The organism is Streptomyces sp. NPDC001902 (genome assembly GCF_042891295.1).
Taxonomy (GTDB): Bacteria; Actinomycetota; Actinomycetes; order Streptomycetales; family Streptomycetaceae; genus Actinacidiphila.
This window is the reverse complement of the sequence record NZ_JBIATA010000004.1, coordinates 349,836-376,451: the sequence shown is the minus strand read 5'-3', so window position 1 is coordinate 376,451 and position 26,616 is coordinate 349,836. Positions and strand designations below refer to the sequence as shown.

The following is a 26,616-nucleotide window of genomic DNA, read 5'->3' as shown; positions in this document are numbered from 1 at the left end:
CGTGGCGCAAGTTCTTGTACGTGAACGAACCGTCGTCGAGGGTGGCTGGAGGGGCGCTCTTGACGCCCCGTCGACACTGGCCTAGGTTCCGGTGGCGCATTCACGGAGATGTGCTCCGTTCATATAGAGAGACAGAGGGAGAAGAGACATGCGCACCCCTTGGGGCCACTCCTGGCGCCGCCGCGCAGGCGTCGTCGCCGCCCTCGCGGCCCTCCTCGTCCCGCTGGCCTCCGCCGCCCCGGCCGCGGCCCGGCCGGACGGGCGCCACGGCACGGCCGGCGGGCCCACCACGGCACCGCGGACGGTCGTCCTCGACGGGAAGGACCTGGTACGGGCGAAGGCCCGGCTGCGCGCCGGCGATCCGCGGGCCCGCCGCGCCCTGCGGGACCTCGTCGTCCAGGCCGACGCCTGGCTGGGGCAGGGCCCCTGGACGGTCGTGGACAAGGACCGCGTCCCGCCCAGCGGTGACCTGCACGACTACTTCAGCCAGGCCCCCTACTGGTGGCCCGGCGCGCCCAGGACCCCGGACAACCCCCAGGGCTGCCCGTACGTGCAGCGCGACGGGGAGCGCAACCCCGAGGTCGACGGGCTCACCGACCACGACGAGCGGGGCAAGGTCTTCGAGTCGGCCTACGAGCTCTCCCTCGCCTGGTACTACACCGGAAGGCACGCCTACGCCGAGCACGCCGCCCGCATCCTGCGCACCTGGTTCGTCGACCCGGCGACACGGATGAACCCGAACCTGGGCAACGCGCAGGCCATCCCGTGCCGTTACGACGGGCGTGCCATCGGCATCATCGACTTCTCCCAGGGCTTCACCAGCCTCCTCGACGCCACGGCCGTCCTCGATCTGGGCGCACCCGGCTGGTCGGCGCGGGACCGTGACGGCATGCGGACCTGGGAGAACGGCTTCCTCGACTGGCTGGTGGACAGCGACTTCGGCAGGCAGGAGAGCGCCGCCGCCAACAACCACGGCACCTTCCACCACATGCAGGTCGCCGCGCTCGCCGCCGCCACCGGCCGCACCGCGCTCGCCCGGCGGACCGTCACCGCCGCCCGGGCCGGGCTGATCGACCCTCAGATCACCGCCGACGGCAGCCAGCCGCAGGAGCTGGCGCGTACCCGCAGCTGGCACTACTCCACCTTCAACCTGGTGGCCTTCACCCGGCTCGCCGCCGTCGGCGACCACGTGGGCGTCGACCTGTGGCGCCACACGGGCCCGGGCGGCGCGTCACTGCGGCGGGCCGTCGACTTCCTGCTGCCGGCCGCCACCGGTGCCGGGCCGTGGCCCCACCCCGAGCTGGACTTCCACGCCTACGCCGCTTCCGACCTCGTCCACGCCGCCGCCGACCACGGCGACCGGCGGGCACGCGCCGCGCTCGCGGACCTGGAGGCGCCCCCGGGCGGCGACCTGTGGGCGCTGCGGCCCGCACCGGAGCAACTGGACGGCATCACGGGCTGAACGGGGACGGCCGGGGCCCCGGTTCCCTCCGGATGCGCCATCCGGGTGACTGTGATGTGCTGTATCTGTCGATGACGGCCCGGCACCGCGATCCGGGTGCCACGGGCCCCGGCCATCCCGCCCCTCCCCAGGGGGCCGGTGATCCGCGCTCCCTCGCAGGCACCGTCGTGTGCCCGGTGCCTCGGGAGCGCCGGCACCGAACCGCCGCCGACCGATCCGACCGATCCGACCGATCCGGCCACCTGATCCGACCAGCTGATCCGAGGTGGAGTCCATGGCTCTCGCGAAGAAGCTCGCCGCAGGAACGATCGCCGCGCTCGCGACGGGGGCCCTGGTCCTCGGCGGCACCGGTACGGCGGTCGCCGACGACGGCTGCCACGCCGGGAGCGGGCAGGACGGTTCCGTCTCGCACTGCGCGCCGGGCGACTCGGGATGGTCCGCGGCGGACGTCCAGGAGGCGCTGCAGTCCTTCCTGCAGGCCCATCCGGACATCGCCGACGACCCCCATGTGCAGGCCTTCGCCGCCCTCGCCACGCAGTGGCTGGAGGCGCACCCCGGCATGACGCAGGACCAGTTGGCGGCGGCGCTGGAGCCGGTCGTCTCCTGCCTGGAGGCGGGCGGCGCACCGGAGTCCTGCGTGATGTCGCCGTCCTGACGGAAGGGCCGGACGATGCCGGACAGCCCGATGATCCTCGTGACCGGCGCCGCCGGGAGCGTGGGGGCGGTCGGGCACAGGACCGTCGAATTGCTGAGGGAACGCGGTTTCCCCGTCCGCGCCTTCGTCCACCGCGAGGACGAGCGGGCGGTGCAACTGCGGGACACCGGGGCGGAGGTGTTCGCCGGCGACCTGACCAGGACCGCGGACGTCGCGCGGGCCGCCGAGGGCTGCGGCCGGATGTACTTCGGGATGGGCGTGTCGGCGCAGTACCTGCAGGCCGCCGCGACGACGGCGGCCGTGGCCCGCGCGCACGGCGGGCTCGACGTGCTGGTCAACATGTCGCAGATGACGGTGTCCCAGATGAACCTCACCAGCACGTCCGAGTCGAAGCAGCAGTGGCAGCAGTGGCTGGCGGAGCAGGTCATGGACTGGTCGGGGGTGCCGGTCTGCCACATCCGGCCGACGGTCTTCATGGAGAACCCGCTCTTCCTCGGCCTCGGTTTCCGCTCGGTCGCCCGGGACGGCACGATCCGCCTGCCCTTCGGCGACGCGCGGACCTCGCCCGTCGCGGCCCGTGACGTCGCCGAGGTGGTCACGGCGGTGCTGGCCGACCCGGCGTCGCACGTCGGCCGGGTCCACGAGCTGACCGGGGCCGGGTCCCGGGACATGACGGCGATCGCCGCCGAGTTCACCGAGGTGCTGGGGCGGAAGGTCGATTACGTCGACGTGCCGTACGAGGAGTGGGCCGGGGAACTGGACGCCCTGGGGCTCCCCGAGCACGTACGGCAGCACATCGCCACCATGGCCCGCCTCCACGCGGCGAACCGGTACGACCGCGCGACCGACGACGTCAGGGAGATCCTGGGCAGACCGGCCTCCGGCATGCGCGAGTTGGTCGAGGAGCACCCGGAGGTGTTCGGCTGACGCCGCCGGTGGACCGCGTCGTCGGTGGTCCGTCAGTGGTCCGCGCAACAGGGCGTCGGGTTGGCCACCTCGAACGGGGCCGGGCGCCCGCCCTCGCCCGCACCGGGCTCGTCCCCGCGGTGAAGGCGCTCGCCATGGCGGGCGTCGTCCTCGCGGCCGCGATCGCCTACCTCGTGGCAGCCGCCCTCCTCTCGGCGGCGCTCGGTTAGGGCCTGCCGAGGCGGCACCGCGGGCGAGGGGCCGGAGCGCCACGCTCCGGCTCTTAGGGTGGGGGCATGGCCTCCTCGACCACGCCGAACGCCGCTCCGGACGCAACACCGCCCGGGCAGGCTCCCGTTGACCCCGCCGAGCTGATCGCCGACCCCTACGGGGCGTACGGCAGGCTCCGCGAGGCCGGTCCCGTCCACCGCGTCACCGGTACCGACGGGCGTCCCGCCTGGGTGGTCACCCGGTACGAGGACGTGCGGCAGGCGCTCGTCGACCCGCTGCTGTCCCTGGACAAGCGCAACGCCCTGCCCGGCAACTACTCCGGGTTCGCCCTGCCCCCCGCCCTCGACGCCAACCTGCTGAACATGGACCCGCCGGACCACACCCGCATCCGGCGCCTGGTGTCGCAGGCCTTCACCCCGCGCCGCGTCGCGGACCTGCGCGAACCGGTCCGCCGTACCGCCGCCGAACTCCTGGACGCTCTCGCCCCCGACGGCCGCGCGGACCTGATCGCCGCCTATGCCGCGCCGCTGCCCATCCGGGTGATCTGCGACCTGCTCGGCGTCGCCCCCGGCGACCGCCGCGACTTCCGGGGCTGGACGGACGCCCTGGTCGCCCCGGACCCGTCGCGGCCCTCCGCGGCGAAGGAGGCGGTCGCCGCCATGCTCGCGTACTTCGGGCAGCTCATCGCGCGCAAGCGCGCCCACCCCGAGGACGACCTGCTCTCGGCGATGATCGCCGCCCGTGACGACGGCGACCGGCTCAGCGAGGACGAGCTGATGTCGCTGACCTTCCTCGTCCTGTTCGCCGGGTACGAGAACACCGTGCAGCTCATCGGCAACGCCGTCCTGGCGCTGCTGACGCACCCCGGGCAACTGGCCGCCCTGCGGGCCGAGCCGGGCGGGGCCGCGGCGGCGGTCGAGGAGCTGACCCGCTGGGACGGGCCGGCGCCGCTGGCCATCCGGCGCTTCCCGCTGGAGGACGTCACCATCGGCGGCGTGACGGTCCCCGCCGGCGAGACGGTGCTGCTGTCGCTGGCCGCGGCCAACCGCGACCCCGCCCGCTTCCCCGAGCCCGACCGGCTCGACCTCGGCCGCGCCGACACCGCGCACCTCGGCCTCGGGCACGGCATCCACTACTGCCTCGGCGCTCCGCTGGCCCGGCTGGAGACCGGGATCGCGCTCACCGAGCTGCTGGCCCGCTTCCCGGGGCTCGCCCTGGACGCGGACCCCGCGCAGCTGCGGTGGCGCCCGTCGATGCGCACCCGCGGCCTGGTGGCCCTCCCGGTCCGTTTCTGACCGGCGGTACGGGACGGGTCACCGGCGGGCGGCGACGGTCGCCGCCACGGCCACCGCCAGCGCGCACCCGGTGGCCGCGCCCAGGGCGGCGGGCGGTGTCACCAGGAGCACCAGGAGGCCCCCGGCCAGGGCGCCGGCCACCAGGGCGGCGACGCTCAGTGCCTGGCGTAGGGCCATCCGCCGGTCGTGCGCCGTGGCACCGGTGCCGCTGAGCAGCCCGACCAGGGTGCGGGTCATCACGGTCGTGGTCAGGCCCGCGACGCCGACGCGTCCGGCCATCGCGTTCTGGATGCCCATCGCCACCGCGCAGACCACCACCAGCACGCGCCGCGGCCCGTCCAGCGCGTGCAGGGCCGTGGCCGAGGCCAGCAGCGCGGTCTCGCACACCGCGGCCGCGCCCACGAGCGCGATCGGGCGGGTCAGCCGGGCCAGAGCCGCCCGGCAGAAGAGGATGCCCACGGCGAAGCCGCCGAGGGCCATCAGCGAGGTGACGACGGAGAACTGGGGCGCCCCGGCCAGGCCGAGGCTGACGAAGACCAGGTTGCCCGTCATGTTCGCCACGAAGACATGGCCCAGGCTGAGGATGCTCACGGCGTCGACCAGCCCGCTGAGCACGGTGAGGACGAGCAGCAGCACGGTCAGCAGGCGCTGCCGGTCCCCTTCCGGGCCACCGCTCATGTCCAGCCGCCTTCCACAGGGGTTCGCCGCCGCTCCTGGTCAGGATGCACCGGGCCGGGCCCCGGAGCAGACTTGTGCGTGTCCGCCCCGACCCGGGCGCGCCCCCGAACCGAAGGAGCGTGGTGATGGCGGAACCGCTGCCGCAGCCGGTGCTCAGCCCTCTCACCACGTCCGCGATCTTCCTGGTCGTGACGGTCGACCCCGGCGGGGAGACCGCCGTCCGCGATCTGCTGGAGGACCTGTCCGGGCTGCAGCGCTCGGTCGGCTTCGGCACCCCGGACGGGCGGCTGAGCTGTGTCGCCGGGGTGGGGTCGAACGTGTGGGGCCGACTCTTCGGCGGGCCGCGCCCCGCCGCACTGCACCCCTTCGCCGAGCTGACCGGCCCCCGCCACCAGGCGCCCGCCACCCCGGGCGACCTGCTCTTCCACATCCGGGCCACCCGGCTGGACCTGTGCTTCGCCCTGGCCCAGCTGGTCATGGACCGGCTGCGCGGCCATGTCACGGTCCGTGACGAGGTGCACGGCTTCAAGTACCTCGACGTCCGCGACCTGCTGGGGTTCGTCGACGGCACCGAGAACCCGGTGGGCCCCGAGGCGACCGACGCGGTCCTGACCGGCGACGAGGATGCGGACTTCGCGGGCGGCAGCTACGTGATCGTGCAGAAGTACGTCCACGACCTCGACGCCTGGAACGCCCTGCCCGTGGAGGCGCAGGAGCGGGTGATCGGCCGCAGCAAGCTGGGCAACATCGAGATGGACGACGACGTCAAGCCCGCCGACTCCCACGTCGCCCTGACCACGATCGTCGAACCGGACGGCACCGAACGGCAGATCCTCCGCGACAACATGCCCTTCGGCCGGGTGGGCACCGCCGAGTTCGGGACGTACTTCATCGGCTACGCGCGGACGCCCGAGGTTACCGAGCGGATGCTGCGCAACATGTTCCTCGGCGACGGGCAGGCGAGCCACGACCGGATCCTGGACTTCTCCCGGGCCGTGACCGGCACGCTGTTCTTCGTGCCCTCCGCCGACTTCCTGGACGACCTTCCCGATCCGCCCGCCGTCGCGGCCGCCCCGGCCGCGAAGTCGCTGGGGATCGGCGACCTGAGGAAGACCGTCACGTCATGAACAACCTGCACCGGGAACTCGCCCCGATCTCCGAAGCCGCCTGGGACGACCTGGAGGAGGAGGCGCGGCGCACCTTCAAGCGCCATGTCGCCGCCCGCCGCGTCGTCGACGTGCCCGAGGCCGTCGGCCCCGAGTTCGCCGGGGTGAACACCGGCCACCTCGACCCGGTCGAGGCGCCCCACGAGGACGTCCTCGCCCGGGTGCGCCGCGCGCAGCCGGTCGTCGAGCTGCGCGTGCCCTTCACGGTCGCCCGCAGCGAGGTCGACATCGTCGAGCGCGGTGCCCAGGACGCGGACTGGCAGCCCGTGAAGGACGCCGCCCGGCGCATCGCGTTCACCGAGGACCGGGCGGTCTTCGAGGGGTACGCGGCGGCCGGCATCGCCGGCATCCGCGCGAGCGCCTCGAACCCGCCGCTGAGCCTCCCCGCGGACGTGCGCGACTACCCCAACGCCGTCAGCCAGGCCATCTCGGCGCTCCGCCTCGCCGGCGTCGGCGGCCCGTACACGCTCGCGCTGAGCGCCGACGCGTACACCGCCGTCAACGAGACGTCCCACTACGGCTACCCGATCCACGCCCACCTGGCCCGGCTCCTCGATGGGGAGATCGTGTGGGCGCCCGCCATCGACGGGGCGTTCCTGCTCTCCACCCGCGGCGGCGACTTCGAGCTGCGCATCGGCCAGGACGTGTCCATCGGCTACCTGTCGCACGACGACACCAGCGTGCGGCTGTACTTCCAGGAGACCCTCACCTTCCTGGTGCACACGGCGGAGGCGGCGGTCGCGCTCACGGCCGCCGCGTGACGGATGACGGGTGACGGGTGACGGATGACGAGTGACGGGCGCCCGGTAGGGGTATTCGCCCGTTATGACCGGAAAACACAGGAAGACATCGCTCTGGCCGCACCGTTCCGAGGTCAGGACCGGCGGGCCCGCCCGCCACGCCGCCTCGGCGGGCGGGGACGACGGCGGTCGTGAGCCCGTCCCCGAGGACCTCCCGCCCGCCCACGCCCCCGTGGTGCCGGGCACCCACGTGGACGGCACGGAGGCGCCCCACCACCGCGCGTGAGAGCGAGCCGCACCGAGAGCGGGCCGCACCGGACGCAGGAGCGCCTCGTGCCCCGTCCGCCGGCGTGGGAGCGGCGCGCGGGGAGCACGGGACGGGGGAGGAGGCGGAGGTCCCGCACGCCCGCGTCGACCGGCGCCGGAGCGCCGCTGACGGGCCCTCACGAAGTGTGCCCCCGTACGGGTGGAGCGGGCCGCGAGGGCGTGACACGTTCCGTCACCGCGGGGACCGATTGTGTGATTATTCGGCCCGCTCGGTTGGAGGTAGTGCCCCCATGACCTCAGTGACGGAACGTCAGTCCGGCCATCCCGCGGCGGAGGTGCGGACCCGATGACGATGCACACCGAGAACGAGATCGTCATCGACGCGCCCCTGCGGTACGTGTGGCTGCGGACCAACGACGTCGCCGGCTGGCCCACCCTGTTCAGCGAGTACGCCGAGGCCGAGATCATCTCCCAGGAGGGCGACACCACCCGCTTCCGCCTGACCATGCACCCCGACGAGAAGGGCCGCGTCTGGTCCTGGGTGTCCGAGCGCACCGCCGACCCGGCCACCCGTACCGTGCGGGCCCGGCGGCTGGAGACCGGGCCGTTCGAGTTCATGAACATCTACTGGCAGTACGAGGAACTCGGCCCGGAGAGCACCCGCATGCGCTGGCTGCAGGACTTCCGGATGAAGGTGGACGCGCCCGTCGACGACGAGGGCATGCGGCAACGCATCAACAGCAACTCCCGCGTCCAGATGCAGCTCGTCAAGGACCGGCTGGAGTCCCGCCGGATCCGTCCCGTCGGCACCCTGGACACCCACGCGGACACCCGCCGCGGCGGCGACATCCGCACCCTGCTGACCACCACCTCGGTCGGCACGACGGACGGGTTCTGCGGCATGGTCACCGTCGGTCCGGGCGAGGCCGTCGCCGAGCACTACCACCCGTACTCGCAGGAGCAACTGGTCGTCGTCGAGGGCGAGGTGCGGGTGGACCTCGACGGCTGCCCGCGCAGCGTCGCCGCCAACGAGGCCCTGCTCGTCCCGCGCGGGGTCCGTCACCGGCTGGTGAACACCTCCGACGCGGTGGCCCGCGCCGTGTTCTTCCTGGCCCCGCTCGCGCCGCGTCCGGAACTGGGGCACGTCGACACCGAGACCCGCGAGGAAGCCGCCGCCATCGCCCGCGCGACGGGTCCGGCGACGGAGGGCCCGGCGCCGGGCCGCGAACTGGTCGACCGGTGACCGCAGGCCGTACCGCGCGCAGGGTGGTGGTGACGGGCGTCGGAGCCGTCGCCGCCGGCGGCGTCGGGCGGGAGGCGTTCTGGGAGCGGATCGTCGGGGGCAGGCCGGCGATCCGCCGGATCACCCGCTTCGACCCCTCGCGGTACCGCTCGCGGATCGCCGCCGAAGCCGACTTCGACCCCCTCGCGGCCGGGCTCACCCCCCGGGAGATACGCCGCAACGGCCGGTTCGCCCAGTTCGCGCTCGCCGCGGCCGCCGAGGCGCTCGCCGACAGCGGGCTGCGCACGGAAGCCGAGGACACCGACCGCATCGGGGTCTGCCTCGGCACCGCCGTCGGCGCCACCGTCACCCTGGAGGACGAGTACGTGGTCGCCAGCGACGGCGGCCGCCACTGGGAGGTCAGCCCGGACCACGGCATGCCCTTCCTCCACCGGGCGATGCACCCCTCCTCGGCCGCCGCCGAACTCTCGCTGCGGCACGGTCTGCACGGTCCCTCCTCGGTCGTCTCCACCGGCTGCACCTCCGGCGTCGACGCGATCGGCTGCGCCTTCCGTACGCTGAGCGACGGCGAGGCCGACGTCATGCTGGCGGGCGCGGGCGAGGCGCCCATCTCCCCGGTCACGGTGGCCTGCTTCGACGCGATCCGCGCCACCACCGCCTTCACCGGCGACCCCGAGCGGACGCCGGCGCCCTTCGACGCCCGGCGCGACGGCTTCGTCCTCGGCGAGGGCGGCGCCGTGCTCGTCCTGGAGGAACTGGAGCACGCCCGTGCCCGGGGCGCGTCCGTCTACTGCGAGGTGCGCGGCTGGGACAACCGCACCGGCGCCTACCACATGACCGGTCTGCGCCCCGACGGCTACGACCTGAGCGAGGCGGTCATCTCCGCCATGTCGGAAGCCGGCATCGCCCCCGAACAGCTCGACTGGATCAGCGCCCACGGCTCCGGCACGGTGCAGAACGACCGCTACGAGACCGCCGCGTACAAGCGCGCCCTCGGCGAGCACGCCCGCAAGGTCCCGGTCAGCTCCGTCAAGTCCGTCATCGGCCACTGCCTCGGCGCGGCGGGCGCCCTGGAGATGGCCGCCTGCGCCCTCGCCGTCCGGCGGGGGGTGATCCCGCCGACCGCCAACCTCCTGCGGCCCGACCCGCAGTGCGACCTCGACTACACCCCGGTCCTCGCCCGCGAACGGCGGGTGCGGCACGCACTGTCGGTGGCCTGTGGGCTCGGCGGTCTCCAGTCGGCGATGGTCTTCTCGGCCCTGGAGCCGGACCGTGAACGGGAGGCGGAGGCATGACCACACGCGCGGTCATCAGCGGACTCGGGGTCGTCGCCCCCACCGGCGTCGGGGTCCGCCCCTACTGGCGGGCCACCGTCGCCGGGCGCAACGGCATCCGGCCGATCGGCAGGCCCGACGCGAGCCGCTCCCCGGTCGTGCTGGCCGGGGAGGTCACCGGGTTCGACGCCGCCCGCTGGATCGACGACACCCTGCGCGCCGAGACCGACCGCTGGACCTGGTTCGCCCTGGCCGCGGCCGAGATGGCGCTGGCCGACGCGGCGCTGCGGCCCGCCGACCACCCCCCGTTCCACCTGTCGGTGGTCACCTCCAGCGGCTCCGGCGGCAACGAGTCCGGCCAGCGGGAGACCCACGCCCTGTGGGCACGGCAGCCCGGCCAGGCCGGCGCCCACCAGTCCATCGCCTGGTTCCACGCGGCCGGCGCCGCCCAGATCTCCATCCGGCACGGGCTGACCGGCGGCTGCGGCGTCGTCGCCGCGGACGGCGCGGGCGGCCTGGACGCGCTCAAGCACGCCTGGCGGCGGCTGCGGCGCGGCGGCAAGGCCGTGATCGTCGGCGGCACCGAGGCGCCGCTGTCGCCCTTCGCGCTCGCCTGCCAGTCCACCCTGCCCACGGTGCACCGCGGCACCGACCCCGAACGGGCCTACCTGCCCTTCAGCCCGAATGCCTCGGGGTTCGTCCCCGGCGAGGGCGGTGCCCTGATGGTCCTGGAGGAGAAGGCGCACGCCGCCGAGCGCGGGGTGCGCGGTTACGCCGAACTGCTCGGCCACGCCGCCACGCACGACGCGCACCACCACACGGCGCCCGCGCCCGACGGCGTCCAGCTGGCCCGGGCCGTCACCACGGCGCTCGAGCAGGCCGGGCGTGCTCCCGGGGACGTGGACGTGGTCTTCGCCGACGGCGCCGGCGACCCGGCCGGGGACGCGGCCGAGGCGGCGGCGCTCCAGCGGGTCTTCGGCGACCGGCTGGCGGAGCTACCGGTGACGGTGCCCAAGGCGGGCGTCGGCCGGCTGACCTCCGGCGCCGGCGCGCTGGACGCGGTGACCGCCGCCCTCGCCCTGCGCACCGGCGTGATCCCGCCCACCCGGGGCGGCGACGCGAGGGCCGCCCGCGAGCGGTACGGCGTCCGCCTGGTCACCCGCTGGACACGGCCGGAACGGCTGACGACGGCCGTGGTGCTGGCCCGCGGCACCGGCGGGTTCAACAGCGCCGTCGTCCTCGGGTCGTTGGTCGCGGACTCCTCGTATTAGCGGCGTGCCCTACGGCCTGGGAGTGAAAGAGGGAAAACCTGGAGCAATGACCGTCACGTCCACCCGGCGGGGGGCGTTGCTCCTGATGTCGGCGTCCGGAGGACGTCGTTGAACTCCCAGAGGAGAAACTCCCCATGCTGAAGAAGGCTCTTGCCTGCGCTTCTCTCGCCGTCGCGGCCACCGGCGCCGTCGTCCCCGCCGCCGTGGCCTCCGACACCTCGGGTGGGAACTACTCGCAGAACGTCAACCTGATCCCGCACCCCTGCCTGGACGTGAAGCGCATCTACGCCCTCAACCCCCTCGCCGTCGACCTGCTGACCGAGACCAGCGGCCAGCAGTGCAACGAGAAGTCGAAGGTCGTCGACGGGCACAAGTCCGCGCTGTCCGACCTGATCGACGCCGGGGCCTACCAGAACTGAGGGACCGGGCACACGAAGGGCCCGGCCCCACGGGGTTCCGTGGGGCCGGGCCCTTCTCCCGTGCGTGCCGGCACGCACGAGCGGCGGCCGCCCCCGTACGCCGGGGACGGCCGCCGTGGATCCCGCCCGGATCAGTTCTGGTACGCGCCGACGTCGGCGAGGTCGGACAGTGCCGACTTGTGCGCGTCCACCACGCTGGACTTCTCGTTGCACTGCTGGCCGCTGGTCTCGGTCAGCGCGTCGAGCGCGACAGGGTTGAGGGCGTAGACCCGCTTCACGTCCAGGCAGAGGTGCGGCAGGACGTTGACGTTCTGCGAGTAGTTCCCACCGTGGACGTCGGAGGCCTGTGCGGTCGGCGCGAGGGCCGCGGCGCTGCCCGCGGCGGCCACCGCGAGAGTGGCGCAGGCGAGTGCCTTCTTCAGCATGTTGCGAAGCTCCAGAATGAGGTGCGGACGGATGGCGGGGCGCCCGGGGGCGGGCGCTGCCGTCAGACGTTGAAGCAGGCGTTGCCGGCCGTGGGGTTCAGCAGCGCGCCGGCGTTGATGCCGTTGCCGCAGACGTTGACCGGGATGTTGACCGGGATCTGGATGACGTTGCCGCTGAGCACACCCGGGGAGCCGATGGCCGCACCCTCGGCCGAGGCACCGCCGCGGTCGTAGTGGCGGTCCTTGCCGCCGTCGCTTGCGAGGGCGCCGCCCGCACTGCCCATCACCGCGACACCGGCCGCGACGGTCAGCACTGCGGCCTTCGAGAGACGCTTCACGAGCTCTTCCTTTCCTTGGTCACTGACGTGCGGTCTGGTCAACGACGCGCAAGGCGGGGCGGATGCGGAGCGTCACCCGAACAGCCGCCGGAACAAGGCGTCCGGGATGGTCAGCTGATAACCAGAAACCTGGGGGGTCGTCAGATTTGCTACCGGTCAAGGAGCTCCGCAGATGCGAATTTCCTTGCGACGGACCGCCTCCGCCGCCCTGATAACTGCTCTTCCCGCCCTCGCCCTGACGGCGCCCCTCCCGAGCGCGGCGGAACCACGGCCCGGTCCTCCCGGAGCGATCCCGGACCAGTACGTCGTGACCCTGGACGACGGCACCGCGCCGCGGACCGTCCTGGACGGTCTGGGCGTCGAGCCGCTCTTCACCTACCGGCACGCGCTTTCCGGCTTCGCCGCCCGGCTCACACCGGCCCAGGCGCAGCGGGTACGCGCCGCGCCCGGCGTCGACCAGGTGGAGCAGGACGCGGTGGTCGCCATCCCGCTCGGCGAGGACGCCCCCGCCGACACCGACCTGGAGCCCCCCTACCCGGGCGACGTCCCGGGCGAGCCGTCCGGCCCCGTCGACTTCCCCGGCCCCGGCCCGCAACAGGAGGGGCCGCAGCAGGCTCCTGGCGAGGGAGTGCCCCTGCCGGCGGGACCGGACGGGCAGTCACCCGGGCAGTCGCCTGAGCAGTCCCCCGACCAGGCGATGCCGCAACCGGCCGGGCCGGACCAGTCGGTGCCCGAACAGACGGCTCCCGAGCAGTCCGCGCCGGACCCCGCGGCGCCGGGGCAGTCCGTTTCCCCGGTGTCCGGGACCAAGCCGGTCCAGGTCCCGCAGGCCCCACCCGGCCCCGCCTCGCCCTCGGCCCCTGTACCGGACTCCTCCGGACCGCGGGCGACGGGAGTGCGCAGCCTGGGCGGCTTCACGCCCTGGGGCCTGACCCGGATCAACAACCGGGCCCTCGGGGGCACCGGTTTCTCGGTGCGGTCCACCGGGGCCAAGGTCACCTCGTACATCGTCGACAGCGGCATCGAGTTCTCCCACCCGGACTTCGGCGGTCGTGCCGTGCCCGGGTACGACGCGATCGGCGACGGCCTGGACGGCGGGGACTGCAACGGCCACGGCACCCACGTGGCGGGCGTCGTCGGCGGCACCTACACCGGTGTCGCCCGCAAGACGACGCTGGTGTCGGTGCGGGTCTTCCCGTGCGTCGGGCGCACGTCGACCTCCGCCGTCATCGCGGGCGTCGACTGGGTGGCCGGGAACGCGAAGAAGCCCGCCGTGGCGAACCTGTCGCTCTCCGGGCGCTGGTCGCCGGCGGTCAACCGGGCCGTCGAGGGCCTGGCGGCGGCCGGGGTGTTCCCGGTGGCCGCGGCCGGGAACGACAACCTCAACGCGTGCTTCGTCTCCCCGGCCAGCTCGCGGACGGCCTTCACGGTCGGGGCGATCGACCAGGAGGACCGCCGTGCCTGGTTCAGCAACTGGGGCACCTGCGTCGACATCCACGCACCGGGCATGGGCATCCTGTCGGCGTACCTCAACGGCAGCTTCCGCGACATGGACGGCACGTCGATGGCCGCCCCGCACGTCACCGGGATCGCCGCCCTGTACAAGGACACCCACGGGGACGCGTCCTTCACGGCGCTCAGCCAGTGGCTGACCGGTCACGCCCTGCGCAACGTGCCCATCGACGGCGGTTACGGCACCGCGCGGCTGACGGCCTACACGAACGGCCTGTGACATGGCGGGGCCGCCGGAGGGCGTGACCTCCGGCGGCCCCGGCAGGTGTGACGGTTCGCGTCAGCCGTTGATGCAGACGTTGCCCGCGACCGGGTTGAGCAGGCCGATCGCGTTCAGGCCGTTGCCGCAGACGTTGATCGGGACGTTGATCGGCACCTGGATGACGTTGCCGCTCAGGATGCCGGGGGAGCCGGCGGCGATGGCACGGGCGTTGGCACCGCTGCGGCGGTTGCCGTAGCCGTAGCCGTCGAAGCCGTAGCCCTTGCCGTAACCCTTGCCGTAGCCGTGGCTGCCGCCCTTGCCGCCGCCGTCGTAGCCGCTCGCGAGGGCGGTGGTGGCGGAACCGAGGACGAGGGCACCGGTGGCGACCGTCAGGGCGACAGCCTTGGAGAAACGCTTCACTTCTGATCCTTTCGGACTGGAGGGGACCAAAGGTCGTGATCTGACCAACGACCCGATTTGTCCATGGATGCGCATGATCACCCGAATAGTCGTACCGGATTCGGATAGCACGTGACGCTTCGTCAGTTATTCGGTCTCCGGGCGACCGTTCGGCGCACCAGAAGCGGCGGGGCCCGGCGGCCGATGTGACGGTGGGTCACATGGTTCTCGCTGCGATCGCACGTGCCCGACGACCCGGCGCACGCACCGTACGCGTGGTGGCCGGGCTGGCCGGAGCGGCGGTGCTGCTCTCACCGGGGTGGGCCGCAGGCCCGGCCCTGGCGGAGGCCCCGCCGGCCACCATCGGGCCCTCCCCGTTCTGGGTGGACCCGGACAGCCGGGCCGCCCGGCAGGCCGACGCCTGGGAGGCCCGCGGCCGGACGGCGGACGCCGCGCTGCTGCGGCGGATCGCCGACCAGCCGCTGGCCACCTGGCTCGACGACCGGACCCCGGACGCCGCGGGCGAGGCCCGCCAGATCACCGCGGCGGCCGAACGCGCCCACCGCATCCCGGTGCTGGTGCTCCACAACCTCCCGCGGCGTGACTGCGTCCGCCGCCCGACCGGCGCCGCCGACGCGGCCGCCTACCGCCGCTGGATCACCGGCGTCTCCGGCGGCATCGGCGGCCGTCCGGCCGTGGTGGTCCTCGAACCGGACGCGGTCGCCGGTCTGGTGGCCGGCTGCGGAGGAGCCGCCCCCGGGCCGCCCCCGGGCCGGGCGGCGCTGCTGGCCGAGGCCGTGGGGCTCCTCAAGGCACGTACCGCTACCAGGGTCTACCTCGACGCGGGGAACCCGGGGCGGGTCCCCGACCTGCGCCGGCTCGCCGCGGCGCTGCGGCTCGCCGGGATCGGCCGGGCCGACGGCTTCGCGCTGAACGTCGCCGGCTTCCACACCACCGGGGTCAGCACGCAGTACGGCGACCGGCTGTCCGGGCTGCTCGGCGGCGCCCACTACGTCATCGACACCAGCCGCAACGGCAAGGGCCCCTGGGCGGCCGTGCGCAGGAACGCGCAGTCCTGGTGCAATCCGCCGGACCGGGCGCTCGGCCCCGCACCCACGGTGCGTACCGGCAGTCCGCTGGTGGACGCCTACCTGTGGGTGAAACAGCCCGGTGAGTCCGACGGTGCCTGCCGGGGGGCGCCGCCCGCGGGGCACTGGTGGGCGGCGTACGCGCTCGAACTGGCCCGGGAGGCCGGGCGACGGCCGGCGGCACGCGCGTTGCGACCCGCCCCCGCCGTACCCACCTGGACCCCGTCGGCGTCCGCCCCGGCTCCGGCGAATGCCCCGGCTCCGGCGTCCGCCCCGGCTCCGGCGGATGCCCCGGCTCCGGCGTCCGCCCCGGCTTCGGCGGCCGTTCCCTCCTCATCCCCCTCGGCCGCGCCGTCGAGGCCCGCGGTGCCTGGCTGAGGAGGACGAAGCAAGGACGAAGCAAGGACGAAGCAAGGACGGCCGCCCGTACCGGGCGGCCGTCCTGGTGTGCCGGGTCCTGCCGTGTTCCTCAGCGCCGCGCCATGTGGTGCCGTACCGCCGCCATGCGGGCGGAGGCGCGCTGCCTGGGCGCGCGGTGCCGGCCCCTGGCCGTACGCCGGGCCCGTCGCGCCCGCCGAGCGGCCAGGACGCCCGCCACCCGGCGCCGCAGCACGCTGCACCGCCAGACCAGCAGCGGGACCAGGGAGGTCAGCAGCGCGATCGCGGCCCAGACGCGCATCGCCGGGTGGGCGTGGCCGCGGGGGACCGAGGCGAGCAGCGAACCGGCGAGCAGGGCCGCCCAGAGCAGGTGGACACGGAAGGTGGCGAGCCGGTCCGGGCGGGCCGGGTCGCCCTCGGCCGTGGCGAGCCTGCCCGGCGGGCGCCGGAGCACCGTCCCTACCAGGGAGAGCACGTGGAGCGGGGCGGACACCGCGGACATCAGCAACCCCGCGACGCCGAAGGACCCCTTCGGTCGGTGGGGGCCGGCGTTGCGCCCTCGGGTCCCCAGGCACAGGGCGATCCGGAACGCGACGGCGGCGCCGTGGAGCGCCAGCCACACCGTGGGGTCGAAGGGGGCGCCGGAGGCACCGAGCCCCAGGAAGAGCACGCAGGCCAGCGCGGAGAGGATCCAGCCGAGGCCCGAGAGGGGGTAACGGGCGGCCGCCAGCGTGTAGGTGAGCAGGCTGCCGGGGCGCAGTTTCCATGGGGCCTTCCAGAACTGCCGCAGGAGGGACTCGTAGGTGCCGCGGCTGCGGTGCAGTTCCTGGGCGAAGAAGCCGTTCCAGGAGGACGGTCCCCGGCCGACGGCCACCACGTCCGGGGTGTGGACCGAGCGCCACTTGCGGCCGGTGGCGGGGTTGCGGCGGGCGTGGATCTCCAGCCCGGTGGCCAGGTCGCCGGCGGCGGAGTCGTACATCCCGCCGGCCTGCCGCAGCGCCGAGACGCGGACGACGTCGGTGGTGCCGGTGAACAGGGCGGAGCCGTAACGGTTGCCGGCCCGCTGCGCGGAGGCGTGGACGTGGAACCGGTGGCTCTCGGCGGCCCTCGTCACGGCGGTGTCGTGGTCGCCGTGGACCTGCGGGCCGACGACGAAGGCGACGTCCGGGTCGCGGAAGTAACCGAGCATCCGCTCCAGGTAGTGGGGGAGCGGGACCTGGCCGGTGGCGACGCCGGCGGTGAACTCGTAGTCGCCGCCGTGGGCGTCGAGCCAGGCGTTGTGGTCGCCGTGCCGGGCACCGGCGCGCAGGGCGCCCTTGGGGTGGTTCCAGCGCGCGACGCCCTTGCGGGTGAAGTGCCGTACGCCCAGCGTCTCGCAGAGCCGCCGGACCTCCGGGTCGTCGTCCTGGTCCAGCAGCCACACGTCGACGGGGCCTTCGTGCCGGACGCGTACCGCGCCCTCCAGCGTGGCCCGCAGCCCCTCCAGGGACTCACCGCCCGGGGCGGAGGAGACCAGGAGGGCGACCCGGGTGCCCGGTGCCGGGGCGACCGGGACCGGGTCGCGGGCGACCAGGGTGGCATGGGCGTGGGCGAGGACGGCGACCAGGCGGAGGAGTTCGAGGAGGCCGAGGGAGACCAGCATCGCGGTGTCGGCGACGTGCGCCCACTGCGGCGCGGTCTCCCGGGCCGTCCAGTGGCGCGGCTGCACGAGCCAGACCAGCACGCCCAGCGAGGCCAGGGGTGCGGCGGTGAGCAGCAGCCAGGTGCGGATCCGGTGTCCTTCGCGGGAGATCAGGCTGCGGTACCTGACCCGGTACAGCACCCCTGGCCGCGGGGGGTCGTTGAGGGGTCCGGCGAGCGTCCCGTGGCGCGCGTACTCGTAGCGGCGGGGGGCGCCGGGGACCGGGGCCGGCCGGTCGCCGTCGCCGGTGGCCGGTGCGGGGACGAGCCCGCCGGGCCGGTTGGGCGTCTTGCGCATGCTGCTGGGCGTGATCGTCACGGCGACCCCGTAGGAGGAGAGAGGTGAAGGAATCACCGAAAGGTGGGAAAGCGGTGCAAAGCCCCTGATGGGCACTGAGAAAGTAGCAAAGGGCCCTAGAGTTATCCGACAAGCAGACAATCGGCGTGGCGCGGTGCGCGGCCATTGCCCGCTACGACCCGGCGCGGATACGCTGCGTTCGCGATACCGATCGCTATACGGAATATCGAACAGGCGCCGGAGAGAGCGAGCAGAGATGGGACGTCTCGTACCCGCCGTGACCAGAGCCCTGGACATCCTGGAGCTCTTCCTCGAAGGCGACGGCACGATGTCCGCGCCCGAGATCACCCGCAGGCTGGGTCTGCCGCGCACCACCGTGCACGAGCTGGTGACGACCCTCGCCGCGCGCAACTACCTGGTGTCGCAGCCCGGTCAGTCCGGCCGCTACCGCCTCGGCGTGCGTACCTACCAGCTCGGCAGCCGCTACGCCGAGCAGCTGGACCTCGCCGCCGAGGGTCAGCAGGTGGCCCGTTCGGTCGCGGAGACCTGCGACGAGACGGTGCACGTGGCGATCCTGGAGGGCGCCGACGTCATCTACATCGCCAAGGTGGACAGCACCCACGCGGTCCGGATGGTGTCGGCGGCCGGGCGCAGGCTGCCCGCGCACTGCACCTCCGTCGGCAAGATGCTGCTGGCCTCGCTGCCCCCGGACGCCCTCGACGAACGCCTGCCCGGCGAGGGGCCGCTGCCCGCGATGACCGAGCACAGCATCACCTCGGCCGACGAACTGCGACGCCAGCTCGGTGCGGTGCGCGAGCGGGGGGTCGCCGTCGAGCGGCGCGAGTCCAACCCGGACGTCTCCTGCGTCGCCGCCCCGGTCCGCAACTCGGCGGGACGGGTGGTGGCCGCGCTCAGCATCTCCGTGCCGATGATCCGCTGGACCGAGGAGCGCCGGGCCGAGCTGGAGGAACTGGCCGTCAAGGGGGCCGCCGAGCTGTCCGAGCGCCTCGGGCACCGGGGCGGTGCGCGATGAGCGGGGTCGAACTCGCCCTCAAGGCCGGGGCGCGCCTAGGTGAGGGCCCGACCTGGGACCCGGTCGGCGCGCGGTTGCTGTGGGTGGACATCCTCGCCTCCCGGGTGCACTGGTACGACCCGGCCGGCGGCGGCGAGTCGGTGATGGCGACCGGGCAGCACGTCGGCGCGGCCAAGCCGCGCGCGGCCGGCGGCGTGGTGGTGAACCTGCGCGACGGCGTGGGGCTGTACGACGCGGACGGTGCCTTCCGCTGGCTGCACCGCGACCCCGTCCCCGGCCGGCGGGCCAACGACGCCGCCGTGGACGCCGCGGGCACCCTGTGGGCCGGCACCATGCGCTACGACGAGGCGCCCGGCGGCGGGACCCTGCGCCGGGTGGCCCCGGACGGCACGGTCGAGCCGGTGCTGGACGACGTGACCGTCAGCAACGGCACCGACTGGAGCCCCGACGGCTCCCTCATGTACTACGTGGACAGCCCGACCCGGCGCGTCGACGTCTTCGACGTCGACCGGGACACCGGACTCGTCCGCGGGCGGCGGCCGTTCGCGGAGGTCGAGGAGGCCGCGGGGCTCCCGGACGGCCTCACCGTGGACGCCGAGGGCTGCGTCTGGGTGGCCCTGTGGGACGGGGCCGCCGTCCGCCGCTACACCCCGCGGGGGGACCTGGACCGGGTCGTGGAGGTGCCGGTACGGCGGCCGACCGCCTGCGCCTTCGGCGGCCCGTCGCTGACCGATCTCTACATCACCTCCGCGAGCACGGGCCTTGACGCCCGGGAGCTGGCCGAGCGGCCGCTGTCGGGATCGCTGCTGGTGGTGCCGGGGGCCGGGCAGGGGATGCCCGATGTGCCGTTCGGTGGTTGATTCCGTGGTGGTTCGGGGTTGATTCGGGGCTGATCGGCCCCTAAACCCGCATGTCCCGGGTTTCACAGAGGTTTCACGGGATCGACGGTCAACTCATATGTACGTCGTATCGTCGCGTCCCATACGCTGCCGGGGCAATGGACTACTGCGCAGCATGCCGACGGCACATCAACGGCGCCCTGTCTTGCCCGGGGTGCGGAACGCCCGCTCACCAGCTCGGTGCGCAGGGGCCTGCCGACGCGCCCGTGCAGGAGCCCGGGACCGACGAGGGCGAGGCCGCGGCGCCGCCCGAGGGCGGTCGTGCGGAACGCCGCAAGGCCGCGGGACGGGGCTCCGCGGAGAGCTCCCCGCGCCGTTCCGGCAGCCGGGCCCGCACCCGCCGCGTCCGCACCCGCCGCCGTTCCCGGCTGCTGGTCGGCACCCTGGTGGGCGCCGCGATCGTGCTCGTCGGCTGGAGCGTGGCGGAACTCCCGCTCGCCGGCTACGTGACGGGCGCGAGTTCGGCCGCCTCGGACGACACGCGGACCGACGGCGCCTCCCCGAGCCCGACCTCCTCGCCCGGCGACGACACCTCGGGGGACCCGGCGGCACCCGCCTCCGACGCCCCGGCGTCCGAGAGCGCGAGCGCCTCCGCGTCGCCCAGCGCCTCCAAGAGCGACAAGGAGTCGTCGTCCCCCTCGGCCTCGGCCTCCGCCTCGGTCAGCCACCCGCCCGCCGGCTCCGGGACCAAGCCCCCCGCCGGCGGGGGCCCCACCACCTCGGCGCCGCAGAACTCGAGCCCGGCGTCCACGCCCCCCACGCACACGCCGAAGCCGACGCCCTCCTGTACCCGTTTCCTGTGGTGGTGCACCTGACGGGCACCGGGCCCGTCCTCTCCGGCTCGTCCACCGACCCGGTCCGACCCGCTCCGTCCTGCGGCCCCACCGGCCGTCGCCGCGGTGTGCGACGGGACACGCCCATGCCGATTTATTTGACTTCCTCAAACATCCAGGCTCATGGTTAGTTAAGAACCTAAAGCTTTGGAGGCGTTCCCCCATGCCGAAGAGCCGTGAATGGCACCTGGTCGCCCGGCCGCACGGGTGGCCGAAGCCCGAGGACTTCGCGCTGCGCGAGACCGAGGTCCCCGAGCCCGGACCCGGTGAGATCCTCGTGCGCAACCTCTACGTGTCGGTCGACCCCTACATGCGGGGCCGTATGAACGACGCGAAGTCGTACGCGGAGCCGTACCGGCTGGACAAGCCGATGCACGGCGGCGCGGTCGGCCGGGTCGTCGCCTCGGGCGCGGAGGGCTTCGCCCCCGGCGACCACGTGCTGCACTTCCTCGGCTGGCGTGAGTACGCCCTGGTCAACGCGGAGACCGCGGTCAAGGTCGACCCCGACCTCGCCCCGCTCAGCACCTACCTGGGCGTGCTCGGGATGACCGGCCTCACCGCCTACGCGGGCCTGTTGCGCGTCGCCGGCCTCAAGGAGGGCGACGCGGTCTTCGTCTCCGGCGCGGCGGGCGCGGTCGGCAGCCAGGTCGGCCAGATCGCCAAGCTCAAGGGTGCCTCCCGGGTCATCGGCAGCGCCGGTTCGGACGAGAAGGTCAAGCTCCTCGTCGAGGAGTACGGCTTCGACGCCGCTTTCAACTACAAGGACGGCCCCGTGGCCGAGCAGTTGGCGGCGGCCGCGCCCGACGGCATCGACGTCTACTTCGACAACGTGGGCGGCGAGCACCTCGAGGCGGCCATCGGCGCCCTCAACCTGCGCGGCCGGGTGGCCGTCTGCGGCATGATCGCCCTCTACAACGCGACCGAGCCCGCCCCCGGCCCCCGCAACCTGTCCCGGCTCATCCAGAACCGGCTGCGCATCGAGGGCTTCCTCGTCGGTGACCACTACGACCTGCAGCCGCAGTTCGTCCAGGAGGTCGGCGGCTGGATCCGCGAGGGCAGGCTGCGCTACCGCGAGACCGTCGTCGACGGGATCGAGAACAACCTGGAGGCCTTCCTCGGCGTCCTGCGCGGCGACAACACCGGGAAGATGCTGGTGCGTCTGCCCGATTAGCAGCGGGCGGGAACGGGGGACGAGGGGCGTGCCCGGGTGGGTGCGCCCCTCACGCGCCGCCGGGTTCCCCGGCGTCGCGGGCCGGATCGAGCAGGGCGACGAAGCGCCGGAAGACCGCGGGCATGTCCACCTCGCCGGGGTCGTGCAGCCACTGCAGTTGCAGACCGTCCATGACGGCCACGAGCAACGGGGCGGCCTGCTCGGGCGTGAGGCCGCCGGGCAGCGTCCCGCCGTACTCGGCGCGCAGCGAGTCGGCGGCCCAGCGGCGCACCCGTGTGTAGCGGTCCCTGAAGTACTCCCGCGCCGGGTGGTCCTCGGTGACGCTGTCGCCGGCGAGCACGCTGAAGACCTGGACGACGCCCGGCCGGGTGGCGTTGTACTCGACCAGGTTGGCCACCATCTCCATCGGCCAGGCCGTGCCGTGCAGCGCCGCCGAGGCCATGTCCCACCGGTCGCGGACCTTGAGCACCGCGACGAGCAGGGCCTCCTTGGTCGGGAAGTAGTGGAGCAGCCCCTGCTGCGTGAGCCCGACCCGCTCCGCGACGGCGGCCAGCGAAGCCCCCCGGTAGCCGCGTTCGGCGATCACTTCGAGGGCGGCCTGGATGATCTCCGCCTTGCGGTCCTCGTTGCGGACCGCGCGGCCGAGTCCCCGGCCGCGGTCGTTGGCAGTCACAGGCGTGAGCCTAGCCCGGTACCGGGAACGGGCCGAAAGTAACGAAGAGGTGACGACACCTACCGATCAACAGGACGCGGCCGGAGGATGGCGACCAGTCAGGCAGGCAGGCGACGGGTTGTCACGTCCTCACGAAGGAGTCCACCCCATGAGCGACACCTCCGGAACCCCGCTCGACGACGCGGTCGAACGCGCGCTGGGCAAGCTCGACCTCGACGCGAAGGCACGGCTGCTGGCCGGGCAGGACATGTGGTCGCTGCCCGCGCTGCCCGAGATCGGACTGGGCTCGCTGGTCATGTCGGACGGGCCCATCGGGGTGCGCGGCGTGCGCTGGACCGCGGACGACCCCTCCATCGCGCTGCCCAGCCCCACGGCGCTCGCCGCCACCTGGGACCCCGCCCTCGCCCGCCGCACCGGGCGGCTGCTCGCCCAGGAGGCCCGCCGCAAGGGCGTGCACGTCCTGCTCGCCCCGACCGTCAACCTGCACCGTTCGCCGCTGGGCGGGCGGCACTTCGAGGCGTACTCCGAGGACCCGTACCTCACCGGTGAGATCGGCACCGGCTACGTCGCGGGCGTCCAGGACGGCGGGGTCGGCACGACCGTCAAGCACTTCGTCGCCAACGACGCCGAGACCGAGCGCTTCACCGTCGACAACGTCATCGGCGAGCGCGCCCTGCGCGAGCTCTACCTCGCGCCCTTCGAGGCCATCGTCAGGGACGCCCGTCCCTGGGGCGTCATGGCCGCCTACAACTCCGTCAACGGCACCACCATGACCGAGCACCACCGCCTGCAGAACGAGGTGCTGCGCGAGGAGTGGGGCTTCGACGGCTTCGTCGTCTCCGACTGGGCGGCCGCCCGGGACACCGCCGCCGCCCTCGCCGGCGGCCTCGACGTGGCCATGCCGGGACCGCGCACCGTCTACGGGCAGGCGCTGGCCCGCGCGGTGCGCGAGGGCCGCGTCGAGGAGTCCGCCGTGGACACGGCGGTGCGCAACGTGCTGCGGCTCGCCGCCCGGGTGGGCCTGCTGGCGGACACCCCCGCGGCGGTGCCCGCCGACCGGATCCCCGCCGCGATCGACGGCCCCGCGCTCGCCCGGGAGATCGCCCGCCGCTCCTTCGTCCTGGTCCGCAACGAGCCGCGCGGCGGGCGGCCCGTCCTGCCGGTCGACCCCGCCGCGGTGCGCGGGATCGCGCTCATCGGCGCGGCCGCGCGTGACGCCCGGGTGCTCGGCGGCGGGTCCGCGCAGGTCTTCCCCGCCCATGTGGTCGCGCCGCTGGACGGCCTGCGCGCGGCGCTGCCGGAGGGCACCCCCTTGGCCTACGCCGTGGGCGCCGACCCCAACGAGGAACTCGCGCCCGCCGGGCCGGGCTTCGCGCTGCGCGCGGTCTGCCGGGGTGCGGCGGGCGAGGTCCTCGGCACCTGCACGCTGCCCGGGGGCCACGTGCAGTGGATGGGCGGTGACCTGCCCGACGGGGTGACCCACGACACCCTGCGCTCCGTCGAGGTGACCGGCACCTTCACACCCCGCGAGAGCGGCGCCCACCACTTCGGGACCCGGGGGCTGGGCGGCTTCCGGCTCGTCGTGGACGGCGCGCCGGTCTACGAAGGGACCCAGGTCGCCGGGCCCGAGTCCGGTCCCTTCGAGGGGATGTTCGGTGCTCCCGTCGAACGCGGCCGGGTCGTACTGACCGCCGGGGTGCCCGTCGAGGTCTCACTGACCCACGTCCTGCCCCAGGACCGCAGGGGGCCGGTCCGGGCGGTCGTCTTCTCGCTCGTCCACGGCGAACCGCAGCGGGACGGGGACGAGTTGATCGCGGAGGCCGTCACGGCGGCGCGGGAGGCGGAGGTGGCGGTGGTCGTGGTCGCGACCACCGAGCGGGTCGAGAGCGAGGGCTTCGACCGCGCGGACCTGCGGCTGCCGGGCCGTCAGGACGAACTCGTGCACGCGGTGGCCGCGGTGAACCCTCGGACGGTGGTCGTGGTGAACGCCGGCTCGCCGGTGGAGATGCCCTGGCGCGAGGAGGTCGCCGCGGTGCTGATCGGGTGGTTCCCCGGACAGGAGGCCGGCGCGGCGCTCGCCGACGTCCTCCTCGGCGCGGCCGAGCCCGGCGGCCGGCTGCCCACCACCTGGCCGGCCCGGCTGGCCGACGCCCCGGTCGGCGAGGTCGTGCCCCGGGACGGGGTCCTGCGCTACGACGAGGGCGTCTTCATCGGCTACCGCGCCTGGGAGCGGGCCGGGGCGGAGCCCGCGTACCCGTTCGGGCACGGGCTCGGCTACACCGACTGGGCCTACGAGGACGCCTCCTTCGCACCGGCGGAGGGGCCGGAAGCGGACCGCGGGCGAGGCACCCTGGGCACGCTCACCGTACGGCTGCGCAACACCGGTGACCGGGCCGGGCGGGAGGTCGTCCAGGTCTACCTGGCGGCGCCCGCGGGCGAGGACCCGGCGGGTGGGCGCCCGGCCCGCGTCCTGGCCGGATTCCTCCCGGTGGAGCTTCCGGCGGGCGCCGTGACGGAGGCCCGGATCGCGCTGCCCCGCCGTGCCGCGCAGATCTGGGACCCCTCGGAGGGTGACTGGCGCACTCTTGCGGGTACGTACACCGCCGAGGTCGCGCGTAGCGTCGCCGACCGCCGTCTCACGGTGCCGGTGGCCGTGGGCGGCTGACCCACCACCCCGGGGAGGTCCCTGACAGCCTCCCCGGGGTGCGGGGTCGTCGCCGCATGATGACGGATCGTCAGGCTCCGTTCCGGGTGCGGTCCCCCGGCCGGCCCCCGCCCGATTGCGGGCCGCCTCCCGTGACGTGACGCTCGTGCCAACCGCGCCCCACTCCAGGCGTCCACCCGAGGAGCAGCGATGACGGCACGTACGCGCACGCGTCCGGTCCTGGCCGGGGCTCTCGTCCTGGCCGGCGCGGCCGCGCTGCTGACCGGCTCCGCGCGGGCCGGCGAACCGCCCGCGCCCGCCGTCGCCGGCTGCACGGTGAACGGCCGGGCGGTCACCGGGGGTGCCGTCACCGGCACCGAGGGCTTCGACGAGATCGACTGCCCGGGCGGTGTCCCCGCGGGCGTCGTGGTCGCCGGGGCCGGCGGCGTCGACGTCATCACGGTCCACGGCGGCAACGCGGGGACCGTCGACGGCGGCGGCGGGGCCGACATGATCGAGATCAACGGCGAGAACAGCGGGCGGGTCACCGGAGGCGACGGCGACGACCTCGTCGACCTGATCGGCGACGCCGGGGCCAACTCCGGCACCGTGGGCGGCGGACCGGGCGACGACGTGCTCTTCCTGAAGGCCGAGGACATCGCCGGCACCGGCGTCGTCACCGGCGACACGGGCTCCGACGTCTGCCTCTTCGACCCGGACCCCTCGGGCGCCCGGGACTGCGAGGTCATGGTCTGAGCCCCACCGTCCGCGCGCGGTTCGCATACCCTGTCGCGCATGCGAGATCTTGCCAACGGGATACGGCTCTTCGTGGACGGCCAGCGCTGGGTGCTCCGGCACGGCCGCTGGTTCGGCTTCGGGCTGCTGCCGGCGCTGATCACCCTCGTCGGCTACGTGGCGGCACTGGTCGTCCTCGCCTTCTGGGCCGATGACGCGACCGCCTGGGCCACGCCCTTCGCCGACGACTGGGACTCGCCCTGGCGCGGCCTGTTCCGCGGGCTGCTCACCGCGGTCGCCTTCGGCGGCGGCCTGCTGCTGGCGGTGATCTCCTTCACCGCGGTGACGCTCCTGGTCGGCCAGCCCTTCTACGAGTCCCTCGCCGAGCGGGTCGACGTCACCGAGGGCGGCGCGCCCGACGCCCCCGACGTCCCGCTGTGGCGGGAGCTGCTGCAGTCCGCCCGGGACAGCCTGCGGGTGCTGGTCCGGGTCGCCGCCTGGGGCATCCTGCTGTTCGCCGCAGGCTTCATCCCCTTCGTCGGCCAGACCGTCGTCCCCGCGATCGGCTTCTGCGTCTCCGGGTACTTCCTCGCCCTCGAACTCAGCGGGGTGGCCTTCCAGCGGCGTGAGGTCCCGTTGCGGTTGCGGATGCGGATGCTGCGGGGGCGGATGGCGCTGACGCTGGGCTTCGGTGTGCCGTT

27 protein-coding genes are annotated in these 26,616 nt (G+C 74.2%); 21 read left to right on the top strand and 6 right to left on the bottom strand.

The window, feature by feature from the left end; translation table 11 throughout:
* Nucleotides 1–148: 148 nt before the first annotated feature.
* The 5 genes from ACFYYN_RS10535 (at nucleotide 149) to ACFYYN_RS10515 (ending at nucleotide 4,549) form a co-directional block, all read left to right on the top strand.
* Nucleotides 149–1,462, top strand: coding sequence for an alginate lyase family protein (locus tag ACFYYN_RS10535; RefSeq protein ID WP_500545441.1), 1,314 nt, complete (start codon nucleotides 149–151; stop codon nucleotides 1,460–1,462).
* A 274-nt stretch (nucleotides 1,463–1,736) separates the two neighbouring features.
* Nucleotides 1,737–2,117, top strand: a complete 381-nt coding sequence (locus ACFYYN_RS10530; RefSeq protein ID WP_500545440.1) for a hypothetical protein — start codon at nucleotides 1,737–1,739, stop codon at nucleotides 2,115–2,117.
* Nucleotides 2,118–2,132: 15 nt separating this feature from the next.
* Nucleotides 2,133–3,044 carry an NmrA family NAD(P)-binding protein gene (locus ACFYYN_RS10525; RefSeq protein ID WP_500545439.1) on the top strand — a complete coding sequence of 304 codons (912 nt, stop codon included), beginning with the start codon at nucleotides 2,133–2,135 and terminating at the stop codon, nucleotides 3,042–3,044.
* 35 nt (nucleotides 3,045–3,079) lie between these two features.
* Complete coding sequence (locus ACFYYN_RS10520) at nucleotides 3,080–3,253, top strand: hypothetical protein (protein ID WP_500545438.1); 174 nt, start codon at nucleotides 3,080–3,082, stop codon at nucleotides 3,251–3,253.
* Nucleotides 3,254–3,319: 66 nt separating this feature from the next.
* A complete protein-coding gene (locus ACFYYN_RS10515) occupies nucleotides 3,320–4,549 on the top strand; it encodes a cytochrome P450 family protein (RefSeq protein ID WP_500545437.1) in 1,230 nt (409 codons plus the stop codon).
* Between the two features lie 18 nt (nucleotides 4,550–4,567).
* On the opposite strand, the gene ACFYYN_RS10510 is transcribed toward ACFYYN_RS10515, so the two are convergent.
* Nucleotides 4,568–5,227 carry a YoaK family protein gene (locus ACFYYN_RS10510; protein ID WP_500545436.1) on the bottom strand — a complete coding sequence of 220 codons (660 nt, stop codon included), beginning with the start codon at nucleotides 5,225–5,227 and terminating at the stop codon, nucleotides 4,568–4,570.
* A gap of 125 nt (nucleotides 5,228–5,352) precedes the next feature.
* On the opposite strand from ACFYYN_RS10510, the gene ACFYYN_RS10505 reads away from it, so the two are divergent.
* From ACFYYN_RS10505 to ACFYYN_RS10475, 7 genes are all read left to right on the top strand, one after another.
* Complete coding sequence (locus ACFYYN_RS10505; protein ID WP_500545435.1) at nucleotides 5,353–6,354, top strand: Dyp-type peroxidase; 1,002 nt, start codon at nucleotides 5,353–5,355, stop codon at nucleotides 6,352–6,354.
* The gene (locus ACFYYN_RS10500; RefSeq protein ID WP_500545434.1) at nucleotides 6,351–7,154 is read left to right on the top strand and encodes a family 1 encapsulin nanocompartment shell protein; all 804 of its coding nucleotides are present in this window, start codon (nucleotides 6,351–6,353) and stop codon (nucleotides 7,152–7,154) included. Before ACFYYN_RS10505 ends, ACFYYN_RS10500 begins: the two co-directional genes overlap by 4 nt.
* Nucleotides 7,155–7,218: 64 nt before the next feature.
* A complete protein-coding gene (locus ACFYYN_RS10495) occupies nucleotides 7,219–7,419 on the top strand; it encodes a hypothetical protein (protein WP_500322019.1) in 201 nt (66 codons plus the stop codon).
* A gap of 327 nt (nucleotides 7,420–7,746) precedes the next feature.
* Nucleotides 7,747–8,643 carry a cupin domain-containing protein gene (locus tag ACFYYN_RS10490; RefSeq protein ID WP_500545433.1) on the top strand — a complete coding sequence of 299 codons (897 nt, stop codon included), beginning with the start codon at nucleotides 7,747–7,749 and terminating at the stop codon, nucleotides 8,641–8,643.
* Nucleotides 8,640–9,938 (top strand): beta-ketoacyl-[acyl-carrier-protein] synthase family protein, encoded by a 1,299-nt coding sequence (locus ACFYYN_RS10485; RefSeq protein WP_500545432.1) that lies wholly within the window; start codon nucleotides 8,640–8,642, stop codon nucleotides 9,936–9,938. Before ACFYYN_RS10490 ends, ACFYYN_RS10485 begins: the two co-directional genes overlap by 4 nt.
* Entirely contained in the window at nucleotides 9,935–11,188 is a 1,254-nt protein-coding gene (locus tag ACFYYN_RS10480; RefSeq protein WP_500545431.1) for a beta-ketoacyl synthase N-terminal-like domain-containing protein, read from the top strand. The genes ACFYYN_RS10485 and ACFYYN_RS10480 overlap by 4 nt, the downstream gene beginning before the upstream one ends.
* A gap of 134 nt (nucleotides 11,189–11,322) precedes the next feature.
* A complete protein-coding gene (locus tag ACFYYN_RS10475) occupies nucleotides 11,323–11,607 on the top strand; it encodes a hypothetical protein (RefSeq protein ID WP_499511751.1) in 285 nt (94 codons plus the stop codon).
* Nucleotides 11,608–11,738: 131 nt separating this feature from the next.
* Here ACFYYN_RS10475 and ACFYYN_RS10470 read toward each other — a convergent pair whose 3' ends face one another.
* Complete coding sequence (locus ACFYYN_RS10470) at nucleotides 11,739–12,032, bottom strand: hypothetical protein (protein ID WP_500322023.1); 294 nt, start codon at nucleotides 12,030–12,032, stop codon at nucleotides 11,739–11,741.
* Nucleotides 12,033–12,094: 62 nt separating this feature from the next.
* Entirely contained in the window at nucleotides 12,095–12,370 is a 276-nt protein-coding gene (locus ACFYYN_RS10465; RefSeq protein ID WP_499511749.1) for a chaplin, read from the bottom strand.
* Between the two features lie 172 nt (nucleotides 12,371–12,542).
* Between ACFYYN_RS10465 and ACFYYN_RS10460 the strand changes: the two genes are divergently transcribed.
* Nucleotides 12,543–14,102, top strand: coding sequence for a S8 family peptidase (locus tag ACFYYN_RS10460; RefSeq protein WP_500545430.1), 1,560 nt, complete (start codon nucleotides 12,543–12,545; stop codon nucleotides 14,100–14,102).
* A 60-nt stretch (nucleotides 14,103–14,162) separates the two neighbouring features.
* Here ACFYYN_RS10460 and ACFYYN_RS10455 read toward each other — a convergent pair whose 3' ends face one another.
* On the bottom strand, nucleotides 14,163–14,504 hold the full coding sequence (locus ACFYYN_RS10455) for a chaplin (RefSeq protein ID WP_499511747.1): 342 nt from the start codon (nucleotides 14,502–14,504) through the stop codon (nucleotides 14,163–14,165).
* 200 nt (nucleotides 14,505–14,704) lie between these two features.
* Between ACFYYN_RS10455 and ACFYYN_RS10450 the strand changes: the two genes are divergently transcribed.
* Nucleotides 14,705–15,949: a glycoside hydrolase family 6 protein gene (locus tag ACFYYN_RS10450; protein WP_500545429.1), complete on the top strand. Its 1,245-nt coding sequence runs from the start codon at nucleotides 14,705–14,707 to the stop codon at nucleotides 15,947–15,949.
* A 91-nt stretch (nucleotides 15,950–16,040) separates the two neighbouring features.
* Here ACFYYN_RS10450 and ACFYYN_RS10445 read toward each other — a convergent pair whose 3' ends face one another.
* Nucleotides 16,041–17,948 carry a glycosyltransferase family protein gene (locus ACFYYN_RS10445; protein ID WP_500545428.1) on the bottom strand — a complete coding sequence of 636 codons (1,908 nt, stop codon included), beginning with the start codon at nucleotides 17,946–17,948 and terminating at the stop codon, nucleotides 16,041–16,043.
* A 235-nt stretch (nucleotides 17,949–18,183) separates the two neighbouring features.
* Between ACFYYN_RS10445 and ACFYYN_RS10440 the strand changes: the two genes are divergently transcribed.
* From ACFYYN_RS10440 to ACFYYN_RS10425, 4 genes are all read left to right on the top strand, one after another.
* A complete protein-coding gene (locus ACFYYN_RS10440; protein WP_500545427.1) occupies nucleotides 18,184–18,960 on the top strand; it encodes an IclR family transcriptional regulator in 777 nt (258 codons plus the stop codon).
* Complete coding sequence (locus tag ACFYYN_RS10435) at nucleotides 18,957–19,820, top strand: SMP-30/gluconolactonase/LRE family protein (protein WP_500322032.1); 864 nt, start codon at nucleotides 18,957–18,959, stop codon at nucleotides 19,818–19,820. The genes ACFYYN_RS10440 and ACFYYN_RS10435 overlap by 4 nt, the downstream gene beginning before the upstream one ends.
* Before the next feature lie 50 nt (nucleotides 19,821–19,870).
* Nucleotides 19,871–20,674: an SCO2400 family protein gene (locus tag ACFYYN_RS10430; protein ID WP_500545426.1), complete on the top strand. Its 804-nt coding sequence runs from the start codon at nucleotides 19,871–19,873 to the stop codon at nucleotides 20,672–20,674.
* Between the two features lie 181 nt (nucleotides 20,675–20,855).
* Nucleotides 20,856–21,863 (top strand): NADP-dependent oxidoreductase, encoded by a 1,008-nt coding sequence (locus ACFYYN_RS10425; protein WP_500322035.1) that lies wholly within the window; start codon nucleotides 20,856–20,858, stop codon nucleotides 21,861–21,863.
* Between the two features lie 49 nt (nucleotides 21,864–21,912).
* On the opposite strand, the gene ACFYYN_RS10420 is transcribed toward ACFYYN_RS10425, so the two are convergent.
* Nucleotides 21,913–22,536, bottom strand: coding sequence for a TetR/AcrR family transcriptional regulator (locus tag ACFYYN_RS10420; protein ID WP_500545425.1), 624 nt, complete (start codon nucleotides 22,534–22,536; stop codon nucleotides 21,913–21,915).
* A 148-nt stretch (nucleotides 22,537–22,684) separates the two neighbouring features.
* Here ACFYYN_RS10420 and ACFYYN_RS10415 point away from each other — a divergent pair, with 148 nt between their 5' ends.
* The 3 genes from ACFYYN_RS10415 to ACFYYN_RS10405 all read left to right on the top strand — a co-directional run.
* A complete protein-coding gene (locus ACFYYN_RS10415; RefSeq protein WP_500545424.1) occupies nucleotides 22,685–25,201 on the top strand; it encodes a beta-glucosidase in 2,517 nt (838 codons plus the stop codon).
* A 189-nt stretch (nucleotides 25,202–25,390) separates the two neighbouring features.
* Entirely contained in the window at nucleotides 25,391–25,936 is a 546-nt protein-coding gene (locus tag ACFYYN_RS10410) for a hypothetical protein (protein ID WP_500545423.1), read from the top strand.
* Between the two features lie 39 nt (nucleotides 25,937–25,975).
* Nucleotides 25,976–26,616: EI24 domain-containing protein (locus ACFYYN_RS10405; protein WP_500545422.1), on the top strand; the 641-nt coding region annotated here is incomplete at its 3' end.

What these genes read in the sequence shown, in the direction of transcription:
- ACFYYN_RS10525 (WP_500545439.1), top strand. Translation starts at nt 2,133, where the DNA reads ATGCCGGACAGCCCGATGATCCTCGTGACCGGCGCCGCCGGGAGCGTG.
- ACFYYN_RS10470 (WP_500322023.1), bottom strand. Translation starts at nt 12,032, where the DNA reads ATGCTGAAGAAGGCACTCGCCTGCGCCACTCTCGCGGTGGCCGCCGCG.
- ACFYYN_RS10490 (WP_500545433.1), top strand. Translation starts at nt 7,747, where the DNA reads ATGACGATGCACACCGAGAACGAGATCGTCATCGACGCGCCCCTGCGG.
- ACFYYN_RS10535 (WP_500545441.1), top strand. Translation starts at nt 149, where the DNA reads ATGCGCACCCCTTGGGGCCACTCCTGGCGCCGCCGCGCAGGCGTCGTC.
- ACFYYN_RS10450 (WP_500545429.1), top strand. Translation starts at nt 14,705, where the DNA reads ATGGTTCTCGCTGCGATCGCACGTGCCCGACGACCCGGCGCACGCACC.
- ACFYYN_RS10505 (WP_500545435.1), top strand. Translation starts at nt 5,353, where the DNA reads ATGGCGGAACCGCTGCCGCAGCCGGTGCTCAGCCCTCTCACCACGTCC.
- ACFYYN_RS10460 (WP_500545430.1), top strand. Translation starts at nt 12,543, where the DNA reads ATGCGAATTTCCTTGCGACGGACCGCCTCCGCCGCCCTGATAACTGCT.
- ACFYYN_RS10475 (WP_499511751.1), top strand. Translation starts at nt 11,323, where the DNA reads ATGCTGAAGAAGGCTCTTGCCTGCGCTTCTCTCGCCGTCGCGGCCACC.
- ACFYYN_RS10495 (WP_500322019.1), top strand. Translation starts at nt 7,219, where the DNA reads ATGACCGGAAAACACAGGAAGACATCGCTCTGGCCGCACCGTTCCGAG.
- ACFYYN_RS10410 (WP_500545423.1), top strand. Translation starts at nt 25,391, where the DNA reads ATGACGGCACGTACGCGCACGCGTCCGGTCCTGGCCGGGGCTCTCGTC.
- ACFYYN_RS10430 (WP_500545426.1), top strand. Translation starts at nt 19,871, where the DNA reads ATGTCCCGGGTTTCACAGAGGTTTCACGGGATCGACGGTCAACTCATA.
- ACFYYN_RS10500 (WP_500545434.1), top strand. Translation starts at nt 6,351, where the DNA reads ATGAACAACCTGCACCGGGAACTCGCCCCGATCTCCGAAGCCGCCTGG.
- ACFYYN_RS10530 (WP_500545440.1), top strand. Translation starts at nt 1,737, where the DNA reads ATGGCTCTCGCGAAGAAGCTCGCCGCAGGAACGATCGCCGCGCTCGCG.
- ACFYYN_RS10415 (WP_500545424.1), top strand. Translation starts at nt 22,685, where the DNA reads ATGAGCGACACCTCCGGAACCCCGCTCGACGACGCGGTCGAACGCGCG.
- ACFYYN_RS10515 (WP_500545437.1), top strand. Translation starts at nt 3,320, where the DNA reads ATGGCCTCCTCGACCACGCCGAACGCCGCTCCGGACGCAACACCGCCC.
- ACFYYN_RS10425 (WP_500322035.1), top strand. Translation starts at nt 20,856, where the DNA reads ATGCCGAAGAGCCGTGAATGGCACCTGGTCGCCCGGCCGCACGGGTGG.
- ACFYYN_RS10480 (WP_500545431.1), top strand. Translation starts at nt 9,935, where the DNA reads ATGACCACACGCGCGGTCATCAGCGGACTCGGGGTCGTCGCCCCCACC.
- ACFYYN_RS10510 (WP_500545436.1), bottom strand. Translation starts at nt 5,227, where the DNA reads ATGAGCGGTGGCCCGGAAGGGGACCGGCAGCGCCTGCTGACCGTGCTG.
- ACFYYN_RS10440 (WP_500545427.1), top strand. Translation starts at nt 18,184, where the DNA reads ATGGGACGTCTCGTACCCGCCGTGACCAGAGCCCTGGACATCCTGGAG.
- ACFYYN_RS10435 (WP_500322032.1), top strand. Translation starts at nt 18,957, where the DNA reads ATGAGCGGGGTCGAACTCGCCCTCAAGGCCGGGGCGCGCCTAGGTGAG.